This window comes from Lacrimispora sp. 38-1, assembly GCF_049890855.1.
Classification (GTDB): domain Bacteria; phylum Bacillota; class Clostridia; order Lachnospirales; family Lachnospiraceae; genus Lacrimispora.
Window position 1 is genome coordinate 59480 of sequence record NZ_JBANEW010000006.1, and the last position, 20290, is coordinate 79769.

General features: G+C 44.5%; 23 protein-coding genes. All 23 read left to right on the forward strand.

Annotation, left to right across the window (positions count from 1 at the left end; translation table 11 throughout):
- Positions 1-525 precede the first annotated feature (525 nt).
- The 23 genes from V7D18_RS01945 to V7D18_RS02055 all read left to right on the forward strand — a co-directional run bounded on the left by V7D18_RS01945 (position 526) and on the right by V7D18_RS02055 (position 20282).
- Positions 526-1302: a class I SAM-dependent methyltransferase gene (locus tag V7D18_RS01945; protein ID WP_426150937.1), complete on the forward strand. Its 777-nt coding sequence runs from the start codon at positions 526-528 to the stop codon at positions 1300-1302.
- Between the two features lie 206 nt (positions 1303-1508).
- Complete coding sequence (locus V7D18_RS01950) at positions 1509-3707, forward strand: YhgE/Pip family protein (protein WP_426150939.1); 2199 nt, start codon at positions 1509-1511, stop codon at positions 3705-3707.
- Positions 3664-4818 carry a hypothetical protein gene (locus V7D18_RS01955; RefSeq protein WP_426150941.1) on the forward strand — a complete coding sequence of 385 codons (1155 nt, stop codon included), beginning with the start codon at positions 3664-3666 and terminating at the stop codon, positions 4816-4818. The genes V7D18_RS01950 and V7D18_RS01955 overlap by 44 nt, the downstream gene beginning before the upstream one ends.
- 165 nt (positions 4819-4983) lie before the next feature.
- Positions 4984-5304 (forward strand): thioredoxin, encoded by a 321-nt coding sequence (gene trxA, locus V7D18_RS01960; protein ID WP_097003120.1) that lies wholly within the window; start codon positions 4984-4986, stop codon positions 5302-5304.
- A gap of 202 nt (positions 5305-5506) precedes the next feature.
- Complete coding sequence (locus V7D18_RS01965) at positions 5507-6340, forward strand: MerR family transcriptional regulator (protein WP_426150943.1); 834 nt, start codon at positions 5507-5509, stop codon at positions 6338-6340.
- A gap of 347 nt (positions 6341-6687) precedes the next feature.
- A complete protein-coding gene (locus tag V7D18_RS01970; RefSeq protein WP_426150945.1) occupies positions 6688-7647 on the forward strand; it encodes a DMT family transporter in 960 nt (319 codons plus the stop codon).
- Between the two features lie 3 nt (positions 7648-7650).
- The gene (gene eutM / locus V7D18_RS01975) at positions 7651-7941 is read left to right on the forward strand and encodes an ethanolamine utilization microcompartment protein EutM (protein WP_097003123.1); all 291 of its coding nucleotides are present in this window, start codon (positions 7651-7653) and stop codon (positions 7939-7941) included.
- Entirely contained in the window at positions 7941-8939 is a 999-nt protein-coding gene (locus V7D18_RS01980) for a DMT family transporter (protein WP_426150948.1), read from the forward strand. Before eutM ends, V7D18_RS01980 begins: the two co-directional genes overlap by 1 nt.
- Before the next feature lie 4 nt (positions 8940-8943).
- A complete protein-coding gene (locus tag V7D18_RS01985) occupies positions 8944-9231 on the forward strand; it encodes a hypothetical protein (protein WP_426150950.1) in 288 nt (95 codons plus the stop codon).
- Positions 9232-9251: 20 nt separating this feature from the next.
- Positions 9252-9548, forward strand: a complete 297-nt coding sequence (locus tag V7D18_RS01990) for a BMC domain-containing protein (protein ID WP_104433722.1) — start codon at positions 9252-9254, stop codon at positions 9546-9548.
- 17 nt (positions 9549-9565) lie between these two features.
- On the forward strand, positions 9566-9871 hold the full coding sequence (locus V7D18_RS01995; RefSeq protein ID WP_277409526.1) for a BMC domain-containing protein: 306 nt from the start codon (positions 9566-9568) through the stop codon (positions 9869-9871).
- A 31-nt stretch (positions 9872-9902) separates the two neighbouring features.
- On the forward strand, positions 9903-11387 hold the full coding sequence (locus V7D18_RS02000; RefSeq protein ID WP_426150953.1) for an aldehyde dehydrogenase family protein: 1485 nt from the start codon (positions 9903-9905) through the stop codon (positions 11385-11387).
- A gap of 9 nt (positions 11388-11396) precedes the next feature.
- Complete coding sequence (cutC, locus tag V7D18_RS02005) at positions 11397-13964, forward strand: choline trimethylamine-lyase (protein WP_426150955.1); 2568 nt, start codon at positions 11397-11399, stop codon at positions 13962-13964.
- Positions 13965-13986: 22 nt separating this feature from the next.
- A complete protein-coding gene (gene cutD, locus V7D18_RS02010; RefSeq protein WP_426150957.1) occupies positions 13987-14940 on the forward strand; it encodes a choline TMA-lyase-activating enzyme in 954 nt (317 codons plus the stop codon).
- Positions 14941-14955: 15 nt separating this feature from the next.
- Positions 14956-15294 (forward strand): BMC domain-containing protein, encoded by a 339-nt coding sequence (locus V7D18_RS02015; protein WP_318066431.1) that lies wholly within the window; start codon positions 14956-14958, stop codon positions 15292-15294.
- On the forward strand, positions 15291-15860 hold the full coding sequence (locus V7D18_RS02020) for a EutP/PduV family microcompartment system protein (protein WP_426150959.1): 570 nt from the start codon (positions 15291-15293) through the stop codon (positions 15858-15860). The genes V7D18_RS02015 and V7D18_RS02020 overlap by 4 nt, the downstream gene beginning before the upstream one ends.
- Positions 15845-16981 (forward strand): 1-propanol dehydrogenase PduQ, encoded by a 1137-nt coding sequence (locus tag V7D18_RS02025; protein WP_426150961.1) that lies wholly within the window; start codon positions 15845-15847, stop codon positions 16979-16981. Before V7D18_RS02020 ends, V7D18_RS02025 begins: the two co-directional genes overlap by 16 nt.
- Complete coding sequence (locus V7D18_RS02030) at positions 16981-17598, forward strand: hypothetical protein (RefSeq protein ID WP_426150963.1); 618 nt, start codon at positions 16981-16983, stop codon at positions 17596-17598. Before V7D18_RS02025 ends, V7D18_RS02030 begins: the two co-directional genes overlap by 1 nt.
- Positions 17580-18425, forward strand: a complete 846-nt coding sequence (eutJ, locus tag V7D18_RS02035; RefSeq protein WP_426150965.1) for an ethanolamine utilization protein EutJ — start codon at positions 17580-17582, stop codon at positions 18423-18425. Before V7D18_RS02030 ends, eutJ begins: the two co-directional genes overlap by 19 nt.
- 14 nt (positions 18426-18439) lie before the next feature.
- Positions 18440-18745, forward strand: a complete 306-nt coding sequence (locus V7D18_RS02040) for a BMC domain-containing protein (RefSeq protein WP_426150967.1) — start codon at positions 18440-18442, stop codon at positions 18743-18745.
- On the forward strand, positions 18739-19002 hold the full coding sequence (locus tag V7D18_RS02045) for a EutN/CcmL family microcompartment protein (RefSeq protein ID WP_097003135.1): 264 nt from the start codon (positions 18739-18741) through the stop codon (positions 19000-19002). Before V7D18_RS02040 ends, V7D18_RS02045 begins: the two co-directional genes overlap by 7 nt.
- 15 nt (positions 19003-19017) lie before the next feature.
- Positions 19018-19647 (forward strand): cupin domain-containing protein, encoded by a 630-nt coding sequence (locus V7D18_RS02050; protein WP_426150969.1) that lies wholly within the window; start codon positions 19018-19020, stop codon positions 19645-19647.
- A gap of 8 nt (positions 19648-19655) precedes the next feature.
- Positions 19656-20282 carry a BMC domain-containing protein gene (locus V7D18_RS02055; protein WP_426150971.1) on the forward strand — a complete coding sequence of 209 codons (627 nt, stop codon included), beginning with the start codon at positions 19656-19658 and terminating at the stop codon, positions 20280-20282.
- The last annotated feature ends 8 nt before the right edge of the window (positions 20283-20290 follow it).

Below are 20290 nucleotides of genomic sequence, written 5' to 3' on the forward strand. Positions count from 1 at the left end.
GTAATTAAAAGGCTTCTTGCGAAGTTGGAATTATTCCTTTGCTTTTAAGAAACTTTAGAGCTTGTTTAATTGTCTTTTCCTTTTGCTTTTCAACGAGGGGGTGTGTGGACCTGGGACGACCCCAGGTCCTTTTCACGTTAATAAAGATTATTTGAGATATAACATTGTATAACCCGTTACTTTAGTAATTCAGCAATACCATTTTCTAAATATCTTAAATACATACTCTATACGTCAATTTTTATCTGTTTTAACGATTGTTTAATTATTCTATTATATGCAGTGCAGTTATTTCCATGTAAAATGGTTTCCTTTATCACGTTAAGCATACCGGAGATTCTCTCGATTATTTTCATAGCGCAAATGGATGCAAAGATGAACATTACGTTAAATGAAACCGTAGCCGTTGAATTTACATGAGATATTTAAAACTCTTAAAATTCACAGTGACGAGGAAATGAACCAGTGGTATGATAATTATAAGAATGGAGCTGTACGGTAGTTTTAAACCATAAAGGAGAAGACATGGATTTCAGAAAAACATTTGACACAATCCCGGAACAATTTGACAAATGGAGACCAAGATATTGCGAGGATCTCTATACCGAAATAATCACCTCCGCAAATCTCGGACCTCACAAATCCGCCTTAGAAATCGGACCAGGGACAGGCCAGGCCACGGAACCTTTCCTGAAAACGGGCTGTGACTATCTGGCAATCGAGCTGGGCGAGCATTTTGCAGCGTTCATGGAGAACAAGTTTGGTACTTACCATAATTTCCATATTGTGAATGATGACTTTGAGACTCACAATTTTCAAACACAGAAGTTTGATCTTGTGTACTCTGCCGCAACCATACAATGGATACCGGAGAGCATTGGATTTCCCAAAGTATATGATCTTTTAAAGCCTGGGGGCACCTTTGCCATGTTTATGACTTATTCAGATTACAAAAGCGGGAATGAAGATCTGTATGAACAAATGCAGGAAGTATATCGAAAGCATTTTTGTGTGGAAACAAAGTATACATGCAGATTGGACTACGAACATGTTCTCAATTACGGATTTGCCGGCTTAAATTACCGGGAATGGAAAAATGAAAGAGTTTTGAATGCAGACGAATATGTGGATTACTTAGCTGGCACCCAGGTGGAGCACATAACCTTAAAGGAACCCTATAAAACCAGGTTTTATGAGGGGATCAGGGAGGCTGTTATGAATGCTGGAAACAAGATAAAAATAATTGATACAATTGCATTATACATAACGAAGAAGCCTGATTTTAATACCAGTTCCGTATAATAGGTAAAGATTCGGATTTCCCTTTTGGAAGTCCGTTTTTTTTATGCCTGATCCGGGCGGACCTGTGTTGATAATATTGACATTCCAGTTAATAATAAATAAGAAAATTCTTTAACAGAATAAGACATTGCATTTGCTGCAATAAAATATTATAATACATAGCTATTCTACTTCATATTTAAGAATCCACTACAAAGGAGGCAAGCATGATTCAACATGTAAAAAACATATTAAAAATATTCGCGGGCGATTTAAAACATATTTTTTTAAATCCGGTAGCAATACTGATTGCTCTTGGACTCACATTACTTCCTGCCTTATACGCATGGTTCAATATAGCTGCAAGCTGGGATCCCTATGCAAATACCAAGGGGTTAAAGGTTGCGGTTGTCAATCTGGATGAAGGCGCCTCCATTGACAGCATTTTTGATTCTGATATTGATGATTCGGCTATTAATATAGGAGAGATGATTCTCGACGAGCTGAGGAAAAATGATAAAATCGGCTGGCAGTTTGTGGATAAAGAAGAAGCTATGGATGGCGTGGAGTCCGGGAAATTTTATGCCGCTGTCATTGTCCCTGAAGACTTCAGCCAGAAGATATCAAGCGTTCTGACCTCTCACATTGAACGGCCGGTATTGCAGTATTATGTAAATGAGAAAAAGAATGCCGTTGCAACGAAGATTACCGGAAAAGGTGTGGAAAGCGTGCAGCAGCAGATCAATGAAACATTTATCAGTTCCGCCTCCAAAGTGATGGGAAAACTGGTAAATGGATATTCCGATGACTGGAGCAGCCGCAAAGATACGGACAGAGGTGATGCGGTCAGCTCGCTGAACGAGATTAAGGACAGTTTAAACCAGCTTACTGATACCATCGGTATGCTAAAAGCAACTCTTCATACAGTGAATAGTTTAAATGACGGAGTTAAGGGAACCCTGCCCGATGTAAACAAAATGATAACATCAGGAGAGGACACGGCTCAAAGTGCCAGAACCCTGGTTGATTCAACAAGGGGGATGTCTGATATTGTTACGGGCGGAGTGGATGATACACTGGATCAGATTACCCAGATCGAGGAGACAGTATATGAGACGTTTCATGTGCTGGGAGACGTATCAGATACATCTGCTGATGCAGCGATTAACACCTTAAAAGCCATGGAAAGCTTAACTTCGGGTATGATCAGCCAGTTAAACAGCTTCAGTACGCTTTTAGGCGATATCAACAGCAAACTTCCTGTTAAGTTAACAGATGTGGCCCAGATCCAGCAGGAGATTGGCGCTGCAGTAAAACAGCAGCAGGAGCTTTTAACAAAACTGCAGTCAGCGGAAAAAACAGTGAAAGAGACGAGAAAATTACCTGATGATATAAAAGATGACATCGGGGCCAGTCTGTCGCTGGCCTATAATTCTATCTCTGATATTCATAATTACTATACAGGAAAGATTGAGGTGCCCTTAAAGGACAGTCTTGATAAAACCTACGATGCTCTTGGCACCACCGCAGGAGCACTTGGCAGCATCGGAAACCTGGTGGGACAGATTGATACCACACTAACCAGTGTCAATGCATCGTCTCAAAGTCTGATTGAGGCTTTGGACAGCGCTCTCAATCTGATTCATAAGAGCCAGGAACGCGTCGATGACATGATTACAGACGTGAATAAGGTTGCAGATAATAAACAGCTGAATAAAATAATGGACATTATGAAGAATGACCCGGAGCAGTTCAGCGATTTTATGATGAAACCTACGGATATGCAGACAAATAAAGTATACCCGGTAGAAAACTATGGTTCTGCCATGGCTCCTTTCTATACGATACTTGCCATTTGGGTAGGCGGCCTGATTCTGGTAGCATTGCTGAAAACAAAAGTGGAACCATCCCGATCCCATGGTCTGAAGCTATATGAAATGTATTTCGGCAGATACCTTACATTTATGCTCTTCGGAATTATGCAGGCACTGGTGGTATCCCTTGGAGATCTCTATATGCTGAAGATCCAGTGCTTAGAGCCGGGAAAATTTGTGCTGGCTGCAGTCATTGCAAGCATTATATTTACAAATATTACATTTTCCATGACAGTTTCCTTCGGAGACGTAGGAAAAGCAATTGTTGTGGTATTTATGGTTATACAGGTGGCTGGGTCCGGCGGTACGTTCCCCATTCAGGTAACGCCCAGATTTTTTCAGATGGTAAATCCCCTCCTTCCATTTACCCACTTAATCAATGCCATGAGGGAATGTGTGGGAGGAATTTATGAAAATGCTTACTGGATTGATATCAGGAATGTTCTGGTATACATTCCGCTCTCCCTGCTGGTGGGAATTGTATTGAGGAAGAAGGTGCTTGAACTTAATGAATTTTTTGAAGAAAAACTCAGCCAGACCGGCATTATGTAATAATAAGAAAAAAATGTTTATCTGGGCAGCAGGAATAGCGGCTGTCATTGCTCTTGCAGCTGCAGGATGGCATTATTTCCCTATTTATTATGCCAGATTTTATCTGGCCCGCTCTGCACTGCAGACCCAGGGTATATTAAAGGAGCTTTGGGGAAATGAGAAGGGAGAAGGAGATGCTTATGAGGATTCCGTCAAGCTGGTTATTGATGAAGCCTTCGTAAATGGAAAGTCCGTACTGGTTCTGCCCGGCGGTCTTGGAGTTTCTTTCACGGAACAGCGGGATCTTGAGAATACGTTTGCACAGGGAAAGGTTGATGTATATTTTCTTGGAGCAGTACGGGAGGGAGCAGAATACTGGGCTGATGCAGATCAGGTGGTGATCCATGTGCCCCAGATCTCAGCAGCTGTTGTAAAGACAACCCAGACTGACGTGAAAGATCAGATTGGAGTGTCCCCCATTCCAAAGAAAAAGGAAAAACTGGAAAACAGCTTAAAGCAGCTGCAGGACCACATCGTTGATATGATGGGCAAGAGCAGAGTTGAGTTTACCGGAAGAGACAAAAACGGTGTTACCATACGGGCGCTGGTTCCGGCTGATCAGTTTGACTCCGTCATCAAAGAGACTGGAGCACTTTTGGAGGAAATACCCGGAAAAGAGCCTGAAAGCTGGGCGAACCTTCTTAAGGAACGAAAAACAGAGGGTGAGACCCAGGAAATACTCTTCTCCATACGAAAAGATCTCTCCATTTCACAAATCATCATACCAGGGCTTGCATATGCAGGCTTTCAAAAGGTGGAGAATCAGGGAGCACTTTTATCCGGCCGTATAACCGGGGCAGATGGTGAGATAAATTTTGATTCAACGGTGTATTTTGGAAACGGTGAGGAAGAAAAACGGACTTTACAGATAAAAGAATTAAATATTGTATATAATAAAAAAGACTTAAATTTGAAACTGAAGCTTAGCGGCGGATATGAGGGCGGAAGAATTTCGGCTGGTGTACTGGATCATGATAAACTTTCTGCAGAAGGGGAAGAGACTGTAAGCCTATCAGAATTAAAGGAAAAATTCCTGGAAATGATAAAATTTCTTGGGTTAGACGTGAAATAAAAATATAGAATTCTATTGACAAATGCAACTGTAACTTTTATAATAACAGTAAGAAAACAAAGTAAGGTCCTTTCCATAACAGGGCATAATCCTGGAAATATTGATCAGACTAATGAATAAAGCAATTTCCCTGGAATAAGAAATAGAATGAAGGAGGAGTAATATATGTCAATCGTAACATTAACAAAGCAGAATTTTGATGAAGAGGTCTTAAAAACAGACGATGTAGTGCTGGTGGATTTCTGGGCAACCTGGTGCGGTCCGTGTAAGATGTTTGCACCGGTTCTTGATGAGATTGCATCTGAGAACCATTCCGGTTTAAAGATTGGAAAGGTTGATGTGGATAATGAGCCGGATCTTGCAGGACAGTTTAAGGTTATGAGCATTCCTACTGTAGGAATTTTCAAAGGCGGAAAACTGGCGGCAACTTCTGTAGGAGTGAAGTCCAAGAAAGATATTCTGCAGATGGTAGAGCAGGTAAAATAATAAGATTTATTAAACCACAGGTCAATCCGGTGACAGCAGGAACCTGTGGTTTTTTTTGCGAGTATAAATAACAAAGAAGTGGGTATTGACATTCCCCTATACGGGAAGGATTATACTGGTTGTATATGTAGATAGTACGCATGATAAATAGGTAAATCGAACAGGGAACACATAGACAATGCCAGTGCTTATGGGGGTTTACATGGAAGAAAAGAAACTGTACTCAATAGGGGAAGTGAGTAAGATCTGCAACATTTCAACAAAGGCTCTGCGTTTTTACGACAAGATCGGGATCATATCACCGGATATGATATGTAAGGAGAACAGCTACCGCTATTACAACAAGGAAACACTCATGACGGTTCCTGTTGTAAAGTACTACAAGCAGATGGGATTTAAGCTGGAAGAGATGCAGGGCTTAGTCGAGGGCAATACCTACTATTATCTGGAACAGAATTTCCGCAACAAGATCGATCAGCTCTGTCTTCAGGAGCAGCAGATTCATAACAGCTATGTGGCTGTTAAGGACTGGTACGAGCTGATTCAGGAAGCCAAGATGGTGCTCCAGAACAATGTACATGAGGTATCCGTGAAGTTCCTTCAGGAGTCCACCTTCTGCAGCCTGAAACAGAGCTTCGAATACAATTATATGGAATCAATTATTAACATAGAATGGACCAATCACCTTGAAAAGGCTGAGAATGAAATTACAGGTGCGGTAATCCTTAAGTTTGATTCCTTTGAAGAGAAGATGAGCGGCAAGTGCAAAACGGCAACGATTATGCAGAAAGCCATTCACCCATGCAAGGAATGCTTAAACCGCCAGACCTATGGAGGTATCATGGTTGCGTCAGTCTATCATATTGGAAGACATGAGACCATTGATGAAGAGTACGAACGGATTGTAAGCTGGGCAGCCAAGCGGGGATATCAGTGCGGGAAAGAAAGCTTTGAACGGTATGTGGTGGACTACTGGACAACCAGGAATCCGGAAGAGTTTGTAACAGAAGTTATTGTCCCGGTTTACCGGCAGTAAGGGAGCATGAAACGCTGCCTTACCGGATTAAAAATAAATCTGACAGGTTCTTTTGAAACAGGAATAAATAAAAATTCCTGTTTCAGGAGAGCCTTTTTTGTGTGTGGAGCACCACGGAAAAAATTGCCATTTGAATTGCAGGAAAAATAAAAAAAAATCGGTTGACATTCCCCATAGGGGGAAGTCCTATACTAAATGCATAGAAAAATGCAGGCAGCCAGTAGAAAATTAGTAACATTAACAGGCGTTGTGCATTTTCTAAACGTTTTCAGCTGAACGTGAAAGAAAGAAAAAGTAACAGGGCAACTTAAATTTTGTGCACTATTCAGATGGGGAAGGAAACTTAAATGACGGAAGCGCGAAAGAAATTTAAAAGAATTGGCGTTACAACCGGTTTGATATCCGGTCTCATGTACGGGTTATATACCACCTTTGTACTGATTGCCGGGTACTACAAACCACTTGCCGGGGCAGTGGGGCTTTTTGCTGCTCCCTACGTAACATCTGGTCTCAATGACTTATTTGCCGGTATCTGGCTTACTGTGTATAACATTAAGACCGGAAGAATACGTGAGATCGGAAGAAGCTTAAAACTATTTCCAGGAAAAATCATTCTTCTTGGTTCCCTGGTAGGCGGACCAATTGCCAGCGGTGCATATTTAATGGGTCTGGCAATGGCAGGAGCTTATGCAATTCCGATTTCTGCCATGTACATTCTTTTCGGAGCATTATTTGCACGAATCTTTTTAAAACAGAAAATCGTGCCCAGAGTCGGTCTCGGTATGCTGATCTGTGTTGTTGGAGCGATTGTTATTAACTGGGTAAAACCAGAAGGCAGCACCAACTTTACGCTGGGAATCATCTGTGCATTTGTAGCAGCTATTGGCTGGGCGCTGGAAGGCGTTTTTGCAGCTTACGGAAGTGCGATGCTTGACACAGATGTGGTAATTAATATTCGCCAGCTTTTATCCGGAATCGTTGATTTATTTGTAATTCTGCCTATCGTAGGCGGTATGGGACTTTTAAAAGGCACACTCTTTTCCCTGCCTCCCGTTGCATGGCTGATCGTTGCCGGCCTCTGTGCGGCAATCTCCTATCTCTGCTGGTATAAGTCAAACAGCACTGTGGGATGTGCCATGGGAATGTCATTAAACATCACCTACGCGTTCTGGGGCGTGCTGTTTTGTATCCTGTTTATCAAACAGCCAGTAACCCCGACCATTATTATTGGTTCTATTATCATTATCATCGGAGCTATTTTAGTATCTGTTGACCCATTTGAACTGCTGAATAAAAAGGAGGACTAAACAATGAAATATGATGCATTAGGAATGATCGAAACAAAGGGCTTAATCGGCTCAATCGAAGCTGCAGACGCTATGGTTAAGGCAGCAAATGTAACACTTGTTGGAAAAGAGTTTGTAGGCGGCGGACTTGTTACTGTTATGGTAAGAGGTGATGTAGGTGCAGTAAAAGCAGCTACTGATGCAGGCGCAGCAGCAGCACAGAGAGTTGGCGAACTGGTATCCGTACACGTGATTCCACGTCCTCACGCAGAAGTTGAGACAATTCTTCCAAAGGATAAAAAGGAGATTAAGTAATGGGTAACCAAGGAATGACATCAGCATCTGCGGATGCGAAAATGGCAGCTATCAACAAAAAATTCAGGACAACTGGAATGACAACCGGTGCGTTATCCGGACTTACCTACGGAATTTATACGGTTCTTGTACTGGTAGCCGGCTATTATGAACCTCTTGCCAGCGCAGCAGGACTTTTAGCAGGACCATATGTATTATCCGGCTTAAATGACCTTTTCGCAGGAATCTGGCTGACTGCATACAATGCAAAAAGCGGCCGTATCCGTGAGATGGGCAGAAGTCTTAATACATTCCCTGGAAAAATGATTGTAATCGGATCACTTCTTGGAGGACCTGTTGCAAACGGCGCTTACCTGGTTGGTCTTGCTATGGCGGGAGCTTATGCGATTCCGATCTCCGCATTATGCAGCCTGTTTGGTGCGATTTTTGCATGGATCTTCTTAAAACAGAAAATTACAAAAAGAGTTATGGTCGGAATGCTTGTATGTGTGGCTGGTGCCATCATCATCAACTGGACCAAGCCGGAAGGCAGCGACAACTTTACTCTGGGAATTATCTTCTCCTTCGTTGCAGCAATCTGCTGGGCACTGGAAGGTGTATTCTCTACCTACGGCGGAGCCATGATCGATACTGATGTGGCAGTAAACTTACGTCAGCTCATCTCCGGTATTGTGGACTTATTCGTAATTCTTCCTATCGTTGGAGGTTTAGGACTCTTAGGCGGAACTTTAACTGCAGGAATTCCGGTTATCTGGCTGGCAGCAGCAGGCTTAAGCGCAGCAGTATCCTTCCTTTGCTGGTATAAGAGCAACTCCACGGTTGGCTGTGCGATTGGTATGTCCTTAAATGTAACATATGCGTTCTGGGGCGTTTTCTTCTGTATCCTGTTTCTGGGACAGGCAGTTACCCCTACGATTGTAATCGGCTCTATCGTAATCGTATTTGGTGCGATTGTGGTTACCATGAATCCACTGGATTTATTCAGGAAAGGGGAATAAAAACATGTTATTACCTGCAAGAACAGCGGTTTTAAATTATTTATACGGAGTAGAAAGTGCTGATATCGCTCAGATTATGGGGGCTTTAAAGTCCCAGTACGGCGGAGAGCGTCAGTTTACAAAAGATCGTTATATGGACCACGTAATGTCTTTAGAGGCAAACGGACTGGTTGACTTACAAAGCTACGACCTGGATGAAAAGGGTGAACTGCGCATGCGTTATTCCATTAACGATGACGGCAAGGCAACCGTTGACAAGTACGTAGATAAAAAATACCGCAATCACAAATAAATTTCAGGAGGTTTACGAAGGTGAGATATTACGGAGATGAAGCGTTAGGGCTGGTAGAAACTCTTGGATTAACTCCGGCTCTGGAAGCAGCAGATAAGATGCTCAAAGCAGCAGATGTAGAATTAATTTCCTATGAAAACGTAGGCTCTACCCTGGTAACCATTATGGTAAAGGGTGATGTGGCAGCCGTACGTTCCGCTGTAGATGCAGGCGCAGAAGCAGCAGCAGCTATCGGCAAACTGACTGCACATAATGTAATGCCAAGACCGATCAAAGAAGTCGGCGACATTGTATCAGTACATGATATTGACGCGTAAAGAGAGGAAAACAGTATATGGTAAGATATGAAGCCATCGGCTCAATTGAAACATTTGGTTTGGTATTCGCATTAGAAGCAGCTGATGCTATGTGCAAGGCTGCAGATGTTGAACTTGTTGGTTATGAGAACGTAGCTTCCGGATATATTTCCGTTCTGGTACGCGGAGATGTAGGAGCCTGCAAAACTGCAGTTGATGCAGGAGTGAAAGCAGTAAGCGATATGGGCGCTGAGATTTACAGCTGTGTTGTAATCCCAAGACCTCATCCCGATCTTGAAAAGATCATCAGGAGATATGCAATCGCTGCGCCGGAGCAGGAATAAAACGTATCCCGGTTGAAGGGAGAACAAAGAAATGAATTTTGTAGATAAAGACCTTCTCTCCATACAGGAGGCAAGGATTTTAATGGAAAGCGCAAGAGACGCCGGTAAGACCATGCTCACCTTCCCCCAGGAAAAGCTTGACAGGATCGTCGAAGGACTTGCGAAAGCAGCAAAGGAGCTGGCTAAAGAGCTGGCCGTTATGTCCGCAGAAGAAACAGGTTATGGACGTGCAAAGGACAAGCTGGTCAAGAACACCTTTGTCTGCGAATTTCTCCCGAAGCACTTACAGGACATGAAATGCGTTGGGGTTCTGAATGAAGATCCTGTACTCAAAACCATGGACGTAGGTGTTCCGGTGGGAGTCATTGCTGCTCTTACCCCTTCTGTAAGCCCGGTCTCCACTGCTATTTACAACGTACTGATTGCAGTGAAGTCCGGCAACCCCATCGTCATCGCTCCTCATGAGCGGGCGGTGAAGGTCACAGGCAGGCTTCTTGATTGTATGAAGGAAGTCGGTCTTCGCCATGGACTTCCGGAAGGAGCCATCGGATATTTAAAGACGGTAACGAAAGCAGGAGCTTTGGAACTGATTCATCATCCGGCAGCAGCCATGGTGGTGAATACCGGAGTGCCGGAATTAAACCGTGAGGCAGCAGAAAGCGGAAAGCCCTATATTTACGGCGGTACCGGAAATGGTCCTGTATTTATAGAGCGGACAGCTGATTTGAAACAGGCGGTTGAAGACATTATAGTAAGCCGTACCTTTGATTATGGAATCGTATCTGCGGCAGAACAGTATGTGGTAGTGGACAGCTTAATCGCTGCAGAAGTAAAAGCGGAAATGTTGAAAAACGGTGCTTATTTCATGGACGGGGAAGAAGAGAAGCAGTTAATTGATCTTCTTAACCTGGAACATGGAAATGCAGATACGGAAATTATGGGAAGACCGGCGTTAGAACTTGCCAGACGTGCAGGTTTTAGCGTACCGGAGAACACAAGCGTTCTGGTTTCCCGGCAGAAATATATTTCTGACAGAAACCCATTTGCAAAAGAGCTTCTCTGTCCCGTACTTGCTTACTACATCGAAAACGACTGGATGCATGCCTGTGAGAAGTGTATGAATCTCCTGGTAAACGAAAGCCATGGCCATACTCTGGTAATCCATTCCAGAGACGAAGAAGTAATCCGCCAGTTCGCTTTGAAAAAACCGGTTGGAAGAGTACTTGTCAATACTCCCGCCACATTAGGCAGCATGGGAATGACCACCAGTTTATTCCCCGCCATGACACTGGGGAGTATCACAGCCGGAGCCGGTATTACATCGGATAATGTTTCCCCTATGAATTTCATCTATATCCGGAAAGTCGGATATGGAGTGAGAACAGCCGGTGAATATCTGGAAAATGCAAAGAAAGAGTTGTGTTCCTGTACGCAGACTCCGGCATCTGCCGGTCAGCAGGGGGATGCAAAAGAACTTTTAAAGCAGATTTTAGAAGCATTATCAAAGGAACTGTAAGAGAAATAATTGAAAGAGAGGGAAAACAGATTGGATATTCGTGAATTTTCAAATAAATTTGTAGAAGCAACGAAGAACATGACACCGGAAGAAAGAGCTTCCCTGATGAAGATGTTTGAAACTGTTTCTGACGAAATCAATAAAAATGAGCCTGCAAAGGCAGGAGCTGCAGTATATACCGAGGAGACTACAAACATTCCTGACGGTATTACAGCAAGACTTCAGCGCTTAAAAGAGAATTACTTAACACATAAGCCATCCATCACAACATACCGTGCCCGCGCGATCACAAAGATTGCTGCAGAAAATCCAGGTATGCCAAAGATCATGCTTCGTGCAAAATGCTTCCGCTACTGCTGCGAGACAGCTCCTCTTGTAATTCAGGACAACGAGCTGATCGTAGGTGCTCCAAACGGCGCTCCACGTGCAGGTGCTTTCTCTCCTGATATCGCATGGAGATGGATGAAGGACGAAATTGATACCATCGGAAGCCGTCCTCAGGATCCATTCTATATCTCTGATGAAGATAAGAAGATCATGAGAGAAGAACTTTTCCCATACTGGGAGGGCAAATCCGTTGATGAGTACTGTGAAGACCAGTACCGTGAAGCTGGTGTGTGGGAATTATCCGGTGAATCCTTCGTTTCTGACTGTTCCTATCATGCAGTAAACGGCGGCGGTGATTCTAACCCTGGTTACGACGTAATCTTAATGAATAAGGGTATGCTTGATATCCAGCAGGAAGCAAAGGATCATTTAAAAGAGTTAAATTACGAAAATCCGGATGACATCGAGAAGATCTACTTCTACAAGTCCATCATTGATACCACAGAAGGTGTTATGATCTACGCAAAGAGAATTTCCGAGTATGCAAAAGAGCTTGCTGCAAAGGAAACCAATCCAAAGCGTAAAGATGAGCTTTTAAAGATCGCTGAAGTAAATGCATACGTTCCGGCTCACAAGCCAAGAACGTTCTGGGAAGCAATTCAGTCTGTTTGGACCATCGAGTCTCTGCTTGTAGTAGAAGAGAATCAGACTGGTATGTCCATCGGACGTGTAGACCAGTATATGTATCCTTACTACAAGGCTGATATCGAATCCGGCCGTATGAATGACTTCCAGGCATTTGAGCTCGCAGGCTGTATGCTGATCAAGATGTCTGAAATGATGTGGATCACCAGCGAAGGCGGTTCCAAATTCTTCGCAGGTTACCAGCCATTCGTTAACATGTGCGTAGGCGGTGTGACAAGAAGCGGACATGATGCAACCAACGAATTAACCTACCTTCTGATGGATGCTGTCCGTCATGTGAAGATTTATCAGCCATCCCTTGCATGCCGTATTCACAACAAGTCCCCGAAGCAGTACTTAAAGAAGATCGTAGATGTTGTTCGTTCCGGTATGGGATTCCCAGCCTGCCACTTTGACGATGCACACATCAAGATGATGCTTGCAAAGGGCGTTTCCATTGAAGATGCACGTGACTACTGTCTGATGGGCTGCGTAGAGCCTCAGAAGTCAGGACGTCTGTATCAGTGGACCTCTACCGCATATACCCAGTGGCCAATCTGTATCGAGCTTGTATTAAACAAAGGTGTACCGTTATGGTATGGCAAGCAGGTTTGTCCTGATATGGGTGATATCAACAGCTTTAAGACTTATGAAGAGTTTGAGGCAGCTGTGAAAGAAGAAATTAAGTACATTACGAAATGGTCTTCTGTTGCAACGGTTATCTCCCAGCGCGTTCACAGAGAGCTTGCTCCAAAGCCACTCATGTCCATCATGTATGAAGGCTGTATGGAAAAAGCAAAAGACGTATCTGCAGGCGGAGCAATGTATAACTTCGGACCTGGAGTCGTATGGTCTGGACTTGCAACCTATGCAGATTCCATGGCAGCAATTAAAAAGCTGGTATTTGATGAGAAAAAATATACACTTGCACAGTTAAATGAAGCATTAAAGGCTGATTTTGTGGGCTATGACCAGATCCGCACCGATTGCCTCAATGCACCAAAATACGGAAATGACGATGATTACGCAGATTTAATCGCTGCTGATTTAGTTGACTTTACCGAGCATGAGCACAGACAATATAAGACCTTATATTCCGTATTAAGCCACGGTACCTTATCCATTTCCAACAACACACCATTTGGTCAGTTAACCGGAGCATCTGCAAACGGACGTCATGCATGGCTGCCATTATCCGATGGTATCAGCCCAACCCAGGGCGCTGACTTTAAGGGCCCGACAGCGATCATCAAATCTGTGTCCAAGATGGCCAACGACAGCATGAACATCGGTATGGTACACAACTTTAAGATCATGGCCGGACTTCTTGATACACCGGAAGGAGAAGAAAGCTTAATCACCCTTCTTCGTACCGCCTGCATGTTCGGAAACGGCGAGATGCAGTTTAACTACTTAGATAACAATACTCTGATCGAGGCTCAGAAGCATCCGGAGCTTTACCGTGACTTAATCGTCCGCGTAGCTGGATACAGCGCATTCTTCGTAGAGCTGTGCAAGGATGTACAGGATGAGATCATCAGCAGAACCATGTTGACACATTTCTAAAAGAAAACGGAGAACAATCACAATGGACCATGGAAATACAGGAGATATCGAACGTAAGGCGCTCATCTTTAACGTACAGAAGTACAACATGTATGACGGACCGGGAATCAGAACCCTGGTATTCTTTAAAGGCTGCCCGCTCCGGTGTAAATGGTGTGCCAATCCGGAAGGACTGGTGCGGAAATTCCAGGTGATGTTTAAGCAGAATTCCTGTGCAGACTGCGGGGCATGCGAAAGCGTTTGCCCCGTAGGAATCCATGTGATGTCCAAAGAGACCGGAAAACATGAAATCAGACGGGAAAAGGATTGTATCGGCTGCATGAAATGCAAAAATGTCTGCCCCAATTCAGCGCTTTCCATTGCCGGAGAGGTAAAGACAATTTCCGAGCTGTTAAAGATTGTAGAGGAAGACGCCGCATTTTATGATATATCAGGCGGCGGTGTGACGTTAGGCGGCGGAGAAGTTACTGCACAGCCTGAGGCTGCATTAAATCTTTTGATGGCATGCAAGCAGGAAGGCATTAACACAGCCATTGAAACCTGCGGTTACACAAAGACCGAAACGATATTACAGATTGCTGAATATGTGGACTTATTCCTGTTTGACATAAAGCATATGGATCCGGTTCGCCACAATGAACTGGCCGGCGTGAACAATGAACAGATCTTAATCAATTTAAAAGAACTGCTTCACCGCCGGTACAACGTAAAGGTCCGTATGCCAATGTTAAAAGGAATCAATGACAGCCGGGAAGAAATCGATGCAGTGATTAAATTCTTAATGCCGTTCCGTGATTACAAAAATTTTAAGGGAATTGACTTACTTCCTTATCACAAGCTGGGGGTAAACAAATACAACCAGCTGGATATGGAATATCCAATTGATGGAGATCCAAGCTTAAGTGCGGAGGATCTGGACCGTATCGAAGGCTGGATGAATGAGTATCAGTTCCCGGTTACTGTGGTGAAGCACTAGAAAGGGGAGAGCGCCGTGTCAGAGATACAGCGAGTCATAGAAGAATCCGTTCCGGGCAAGCAGGTTACCATCGCTCATGTAATCGCGTCGCCAATACCGGAGGTATATGAGTGTCTGGGCATCGATGAGCTTGGAGCCATCGGGATTTTAACCCTGTCTCCTTTTGAAACCTCCATCATTGCTGCTGATATTGCGGCGAAGGCAGCCAGCGTGCAGGTGGGATTTTTGGACCGCTTCACCGGCTCCGTTATCATCGCAGGAGACGTGGACAGTGTGGAGACAGCCCTTCGGGCAGTGTGTGATACCTTAAGGCGCGGACTTGGATTTTCCGTGCCGGATATAACCAAAACATGAGAAAAAAGAGAATCATGATCATCGGACCGGGAGGCAGCGGAAAAACTGCCCTTGCAGCCGCAATCAATGGTTTAGACGGTCCTGTCAAACGGACACAGAACATGGTATATGGGGAGAAAACCTTAGATGTACCGGGAGTTTATTTAGAAAGTCCCTGGATGCACAAGCATATCATCGCGGCAGCTCAGGACGCCTCCCATGTACTGATGCTGGTAGACCAGTCCTCATGCCGGGAGAGTTATCCCCCGGGATTTGCAAAAGCATTCCGGGTGCCGGTAATCGGAGTTATTACAGGAAGCGGAAATAAGCCGGAGAATGACGGCTGGTGTATCCGTCAGTTAAAAAAAGCAGGGATTACAACTCCCTGTATTCACATCAACTTATCGGACCGGACGGGAATTGATGAGTTGATGGAACAAATATTAGGAAATACCCCTTCGGGTATCCCTTTATGCCCAAAAAGCGTGGGCAAATCTAAAGAAACACCCTTCGGGTATACCTCAATGCCCAAAGAACATGGGCAAATATTAGGAAAGGAGGGAAATGTAACGTGGAGCAATTTGTAATGAACACAAAGGTATATATGGGATCTTCCTGTCTGGAGAAAATCAAGGAACTTTCTGTAGAAAAAGCTTATATCATCTGTGATCCCTTTATGGCCCAGTCCGGTAAGGTGAATTTAATTACAGACCTGCTTATAGAAAAAGGAAGCAGCTTTGAAGTTTTCTCAGAAGTAGTGCCTGATCCTACGATCACGGTTGTATCAAAGGCAATCGGCGGAATGAAAGGCTTTGGACCGGATACGGTAATCGCTTTAGGCGGAGGTTCTGCCATCGATACCGCAAAGGCAGCCAGCCACATTTATACACAGATGGGAAATGAGAAGCTGAATTTAATTGCAGTTCCAACCACCAGCGGAACCGGAAGCGAAGTAACTAATTTTTCCGTTATTTCAGATCCGGAAGCTCAGGCGAAATATCCTCTGCGCTCCGACAGCATGGTACCGGATGCGGCATTCCTTGATCCCCGATTTACAGTGTCAGTACCGCCTCATATTACGGCAGATACCGGTATGGATGTTTTAACCCATGCGTTAGAAGCCTATGTTTCAACCAATGCAGGTGATTTTACCGATGCCTGTGCGGAAAAGGCAGTAAGACTGGTATGGAGCTACCTGGCACGTACCGTGGAAGAAGGAAGCGACATGGAGGCAAGAACTCATATGCACAATGCTTCCTGTCTGGCAGGAGTTGCTTTTAACGGCGCGTCCTTAGGACTCTGTCATAGTATGGCACATGCACTGGGAGCCCGTTTCCACATTCCTCATGGAAGAAGCAATGCAATTTTGCTTCCTCATGTGATCAGCTATAACGCTGGTTTAGAAGATGCGGGAGATTTTGCAGCATGCAGCAGATATGTTGCAATTGCCAATATGCTTGGCATCGCAGCAGGAACAGAGAAAGCCACGGTACACGGCCTGGTGCGTCACATTAAAAATCTTATGAATAAGATTAAAATACCGCAGCAGATCACCGATTTAAACGTGGATAAAGACGAGTTTGAACAGGCTGTACGGGAAATGGCAGAGAAAGCACTTCATGATAACTGCACATTGACCAACCCAAGAGTGCCTGCGGCAGAAGAAATTGAAGCGATTTACCGCAAGCTTTGTAAGGGGGGCTATTAATGAAATTCATCACCGAAGAAGATTTGAGAATTTTATTCAGAAGAGAACCCTTTGCCTCTTATGATCTTCCTGCACAGGCAAAGCTGACACCAGGAGCGCGTCAGTTCCTGTTGGACAAAAAGATATCATTTTGTGATGATCCCCTGACGGCAAAACGCAAGACTTCAAAACCGGCAGAAGTAATCACAGAGGCACCAGTCACAGAACCTGCGCCGGACCGTTTCTTATTAAAACTGGAAACCTTAAAGGCACAGTTTCTGGAAGCCGGAATTTCCTTATTAGACAGGGACGTGCTGTTAGCTGAGCAGGTGTTTGATTTAGAGCGGAAGTTATCTTTCGTGGGGAAAGGTGCTTTAAGCGAGATAAATCCATTTGAGCCCTGCACCGGATTTAATAAGGAAAACCAAAACGAACCATACTCTGACTGCTTTGAGATCACCGGCTTTCATGCCCAGTCCGAAAAAGGAAGAGAAATAGTCCTGTTACACCGTCTGCGCTGTCTCGTAAGAGAACTTGCGGCAGAAGCAGGAGAAAAGAATTTCAACCCGGTCATTAACCGCTTATCCCAGATGATCTGCCTGTTGTATGGAGGAAATGCATGTCAAAGAAAGAAATAACATTTGATAGCTGTAACCAACTGGTAAGCCAGTTTGAAGCAGTGGTAAAAAATCCAGTCAGAGAACGTTCCTCCGTTTATTATACGGGGGTGGATTTAGGAACAGCGTGCGTGGTACTGGCTGTACTTGATGAGAATTTCAGACCAGTGGCCGGCGCTTACCGGTATGCGGATGTGGTCCGTGACGGAATGGTGGTTGATTATATCGGCGCCATCCGCATTGTTCGTGAGTTAAAGGCAGAACTGGAGGAACAGCTGGATACGGAACTGCTTTATGCAGCAGCAGCAATTCCTCCGGGGACCGATTCACTGGACGGCGGAGCGATCAAGAATGTGGTACAGGGAGCCGGATTTGAAATCACTGCCCTTCTTGATGAACCAACGGCAGCAAATGCAGTATTAAAGATACAAAACGGCGCAGTGGTGGATATTGGCGGCGGAACCACAGGAATTTCCATTTTAAAAGATGGAAAAGTGGTTTATGTAGCTGATGAGCCCACGGGAGGAACTCATTTTTCCCTGGTTGTATCCGGAGCTTATAATCTGTCTTTTTCGGAGGCAGAGCTTTACAAACGGAAAGAAGAAAACCACAAAGAGCTGCTTCCGGTATTAAAGCCGGTAATTGAAAAGGTAGCTTCCATCATTAACCGCCATATCAAAGGATATGACGTAGATGAAATTTACTTAGTAGGCGGTACCTGCTGTCTTGCAGGGATCGAAACAATTATTGAGAAGCAGACTGGGATCCGCACAAGAAAACCGGATAATCCCATGTTTGTGACTCCTCTGGGAATCGCATTCTCCTGTACTCAGGAGGAAATGGATTAAAAGGAAGTGGACGTATGGAATATCGGATTATTAAATCGCCGTCACCTGGAACCGTTGATATTTTAAACCGCAGAAAAGGCTCAGGGGCTTCCACTCCCATCGGAAAGGTGGATGCCATTGGTCTCATTCAGGGCCGGATTATTGAAATGGTATGTGCCGCCGATGTGGCGGAAAAGGCCGTGGGTGTTACAGTAGAAGATATCAAGGGGAGCTGCCCACAGAATATGATCATGCTAGCGATTTTTGGAGATACGGCATCGGTAGAGGCAGCGATGGAAGAAATCAGACTGAGAGAGAAGAGAGGCGGGATAGAATGGTAGCAGCAAGACTGATTGACAATATCTGGGCGACCAGAAAGGCAGAGTCTTTAAACGGTTATAAGTTTATGCTTGCCGAGATCATTGGCGGTACACGGGAAGGTGAACGGCTGATTGTAGCAGACATCATCAGCGCCGGTATCGGTGACCGCGTGATCATTTCCACCGGCTCTTCAGCCAGACGCATGCTGGGAAACGATGAGATCCCCGTTGATGCCGTAGTAATTGGAATTATTGATGAAGACTGCCAGTTTATATAGAAGGGAAGTGATCATATGAAGCAGTTGATATGCGCGAAAGACGTAGAAACATTGCATGCGGAAGGCAAAAATGTATTATACGTAGAGAGCGGAAGCATTATCACACCGTCAGCAAAGGATGCAGCAGATGCTTACGGAATCACCTTCTGCGACAAAGCAGAAGAGAAGGCAGAAGCGAAAGGAGCATTTGCAGGAATGGATATTGACAGCGAGAAAATTTATATGGTACTTAAGACTCTCATGGAGAAGGGAATGTTAAATGACATTTTAAAACCATATGAGTCCGAAAGCCATGGCAACGGTCTAAAGGTTGTCCGCGGAAGTTCTGTAAAGATGGATGTATTTGATACAGGCGATCCTAATGTAAAAGCTTATTATCAGGAGCTTGTAAGCAAAGAAGAGTCAAAAATGAGCGCTGGTTTCCTGGTGATTGACCATTCTGAATTTGAGTGGGAATTAACCTATGAAGAAATCGACTATGTAATCGAAGGAACCTTAACAGTAACCATTGACGGAAAGACTTTCACGGCAAAAGCCGGAGATGTGCTCTTTGTACCGTCAGGATCAAAGGTAATCTGGGGTTCTCCGGACAAGGCAAGAGTATTCTACTCAACCTATCCGGCTAACTGGGCTGACTTGGTTTAAGGAGGTAAATGATGCAGGCACTTGGCTTTATAGAAACAAAGGGTGTGCTGGTGGCAATTGAAGCTGCCGATGCCATGTTAAAGGCGGCGGATGTGTCTCTGGTAGAGAAAACCAAAGTTGGCGGAGGTCTCATTACTGTTACGGTGACCGGTGATGTGGCGGCAGTGAAGGCAGCAGTTGAGGCCGGAGCGGCGGCAGTGGAACGGATTAACAGTGCCGCATTAATCACACGCCATGTGATTCCAAGGCCTCATGAGGAACTTGCAGCTGTCATCGGCGGCAATACTCCAGATGAACCGGAGAAGGCACCAATACCGGAGATTGCAAAGGAACCGGAAGAAGAGGCAGCCGAACCAGTCAAAGAGACAGTTGAATCATCTGCCCAGATAACAGACGAAGAACCAATCTCAGAGACAGAGCTGGTGGACACCATAAAGAGAGAGACCACTGATCTGTGGATGCACCAGGACGGTCTTGCTGAGACCATGAAGATACTTGAAGATATGAAGGTAACAGAGCTTAGGACGCTTGCCCGGGAATATCCCGAATTCAGCATAGCTGGAAGAGAGATTTCAAAGGCAAATAAAACCCTGCTGCTGGAAGAATTCAGGAAGTATTACGGACAAAATGATTAAGATTTTTA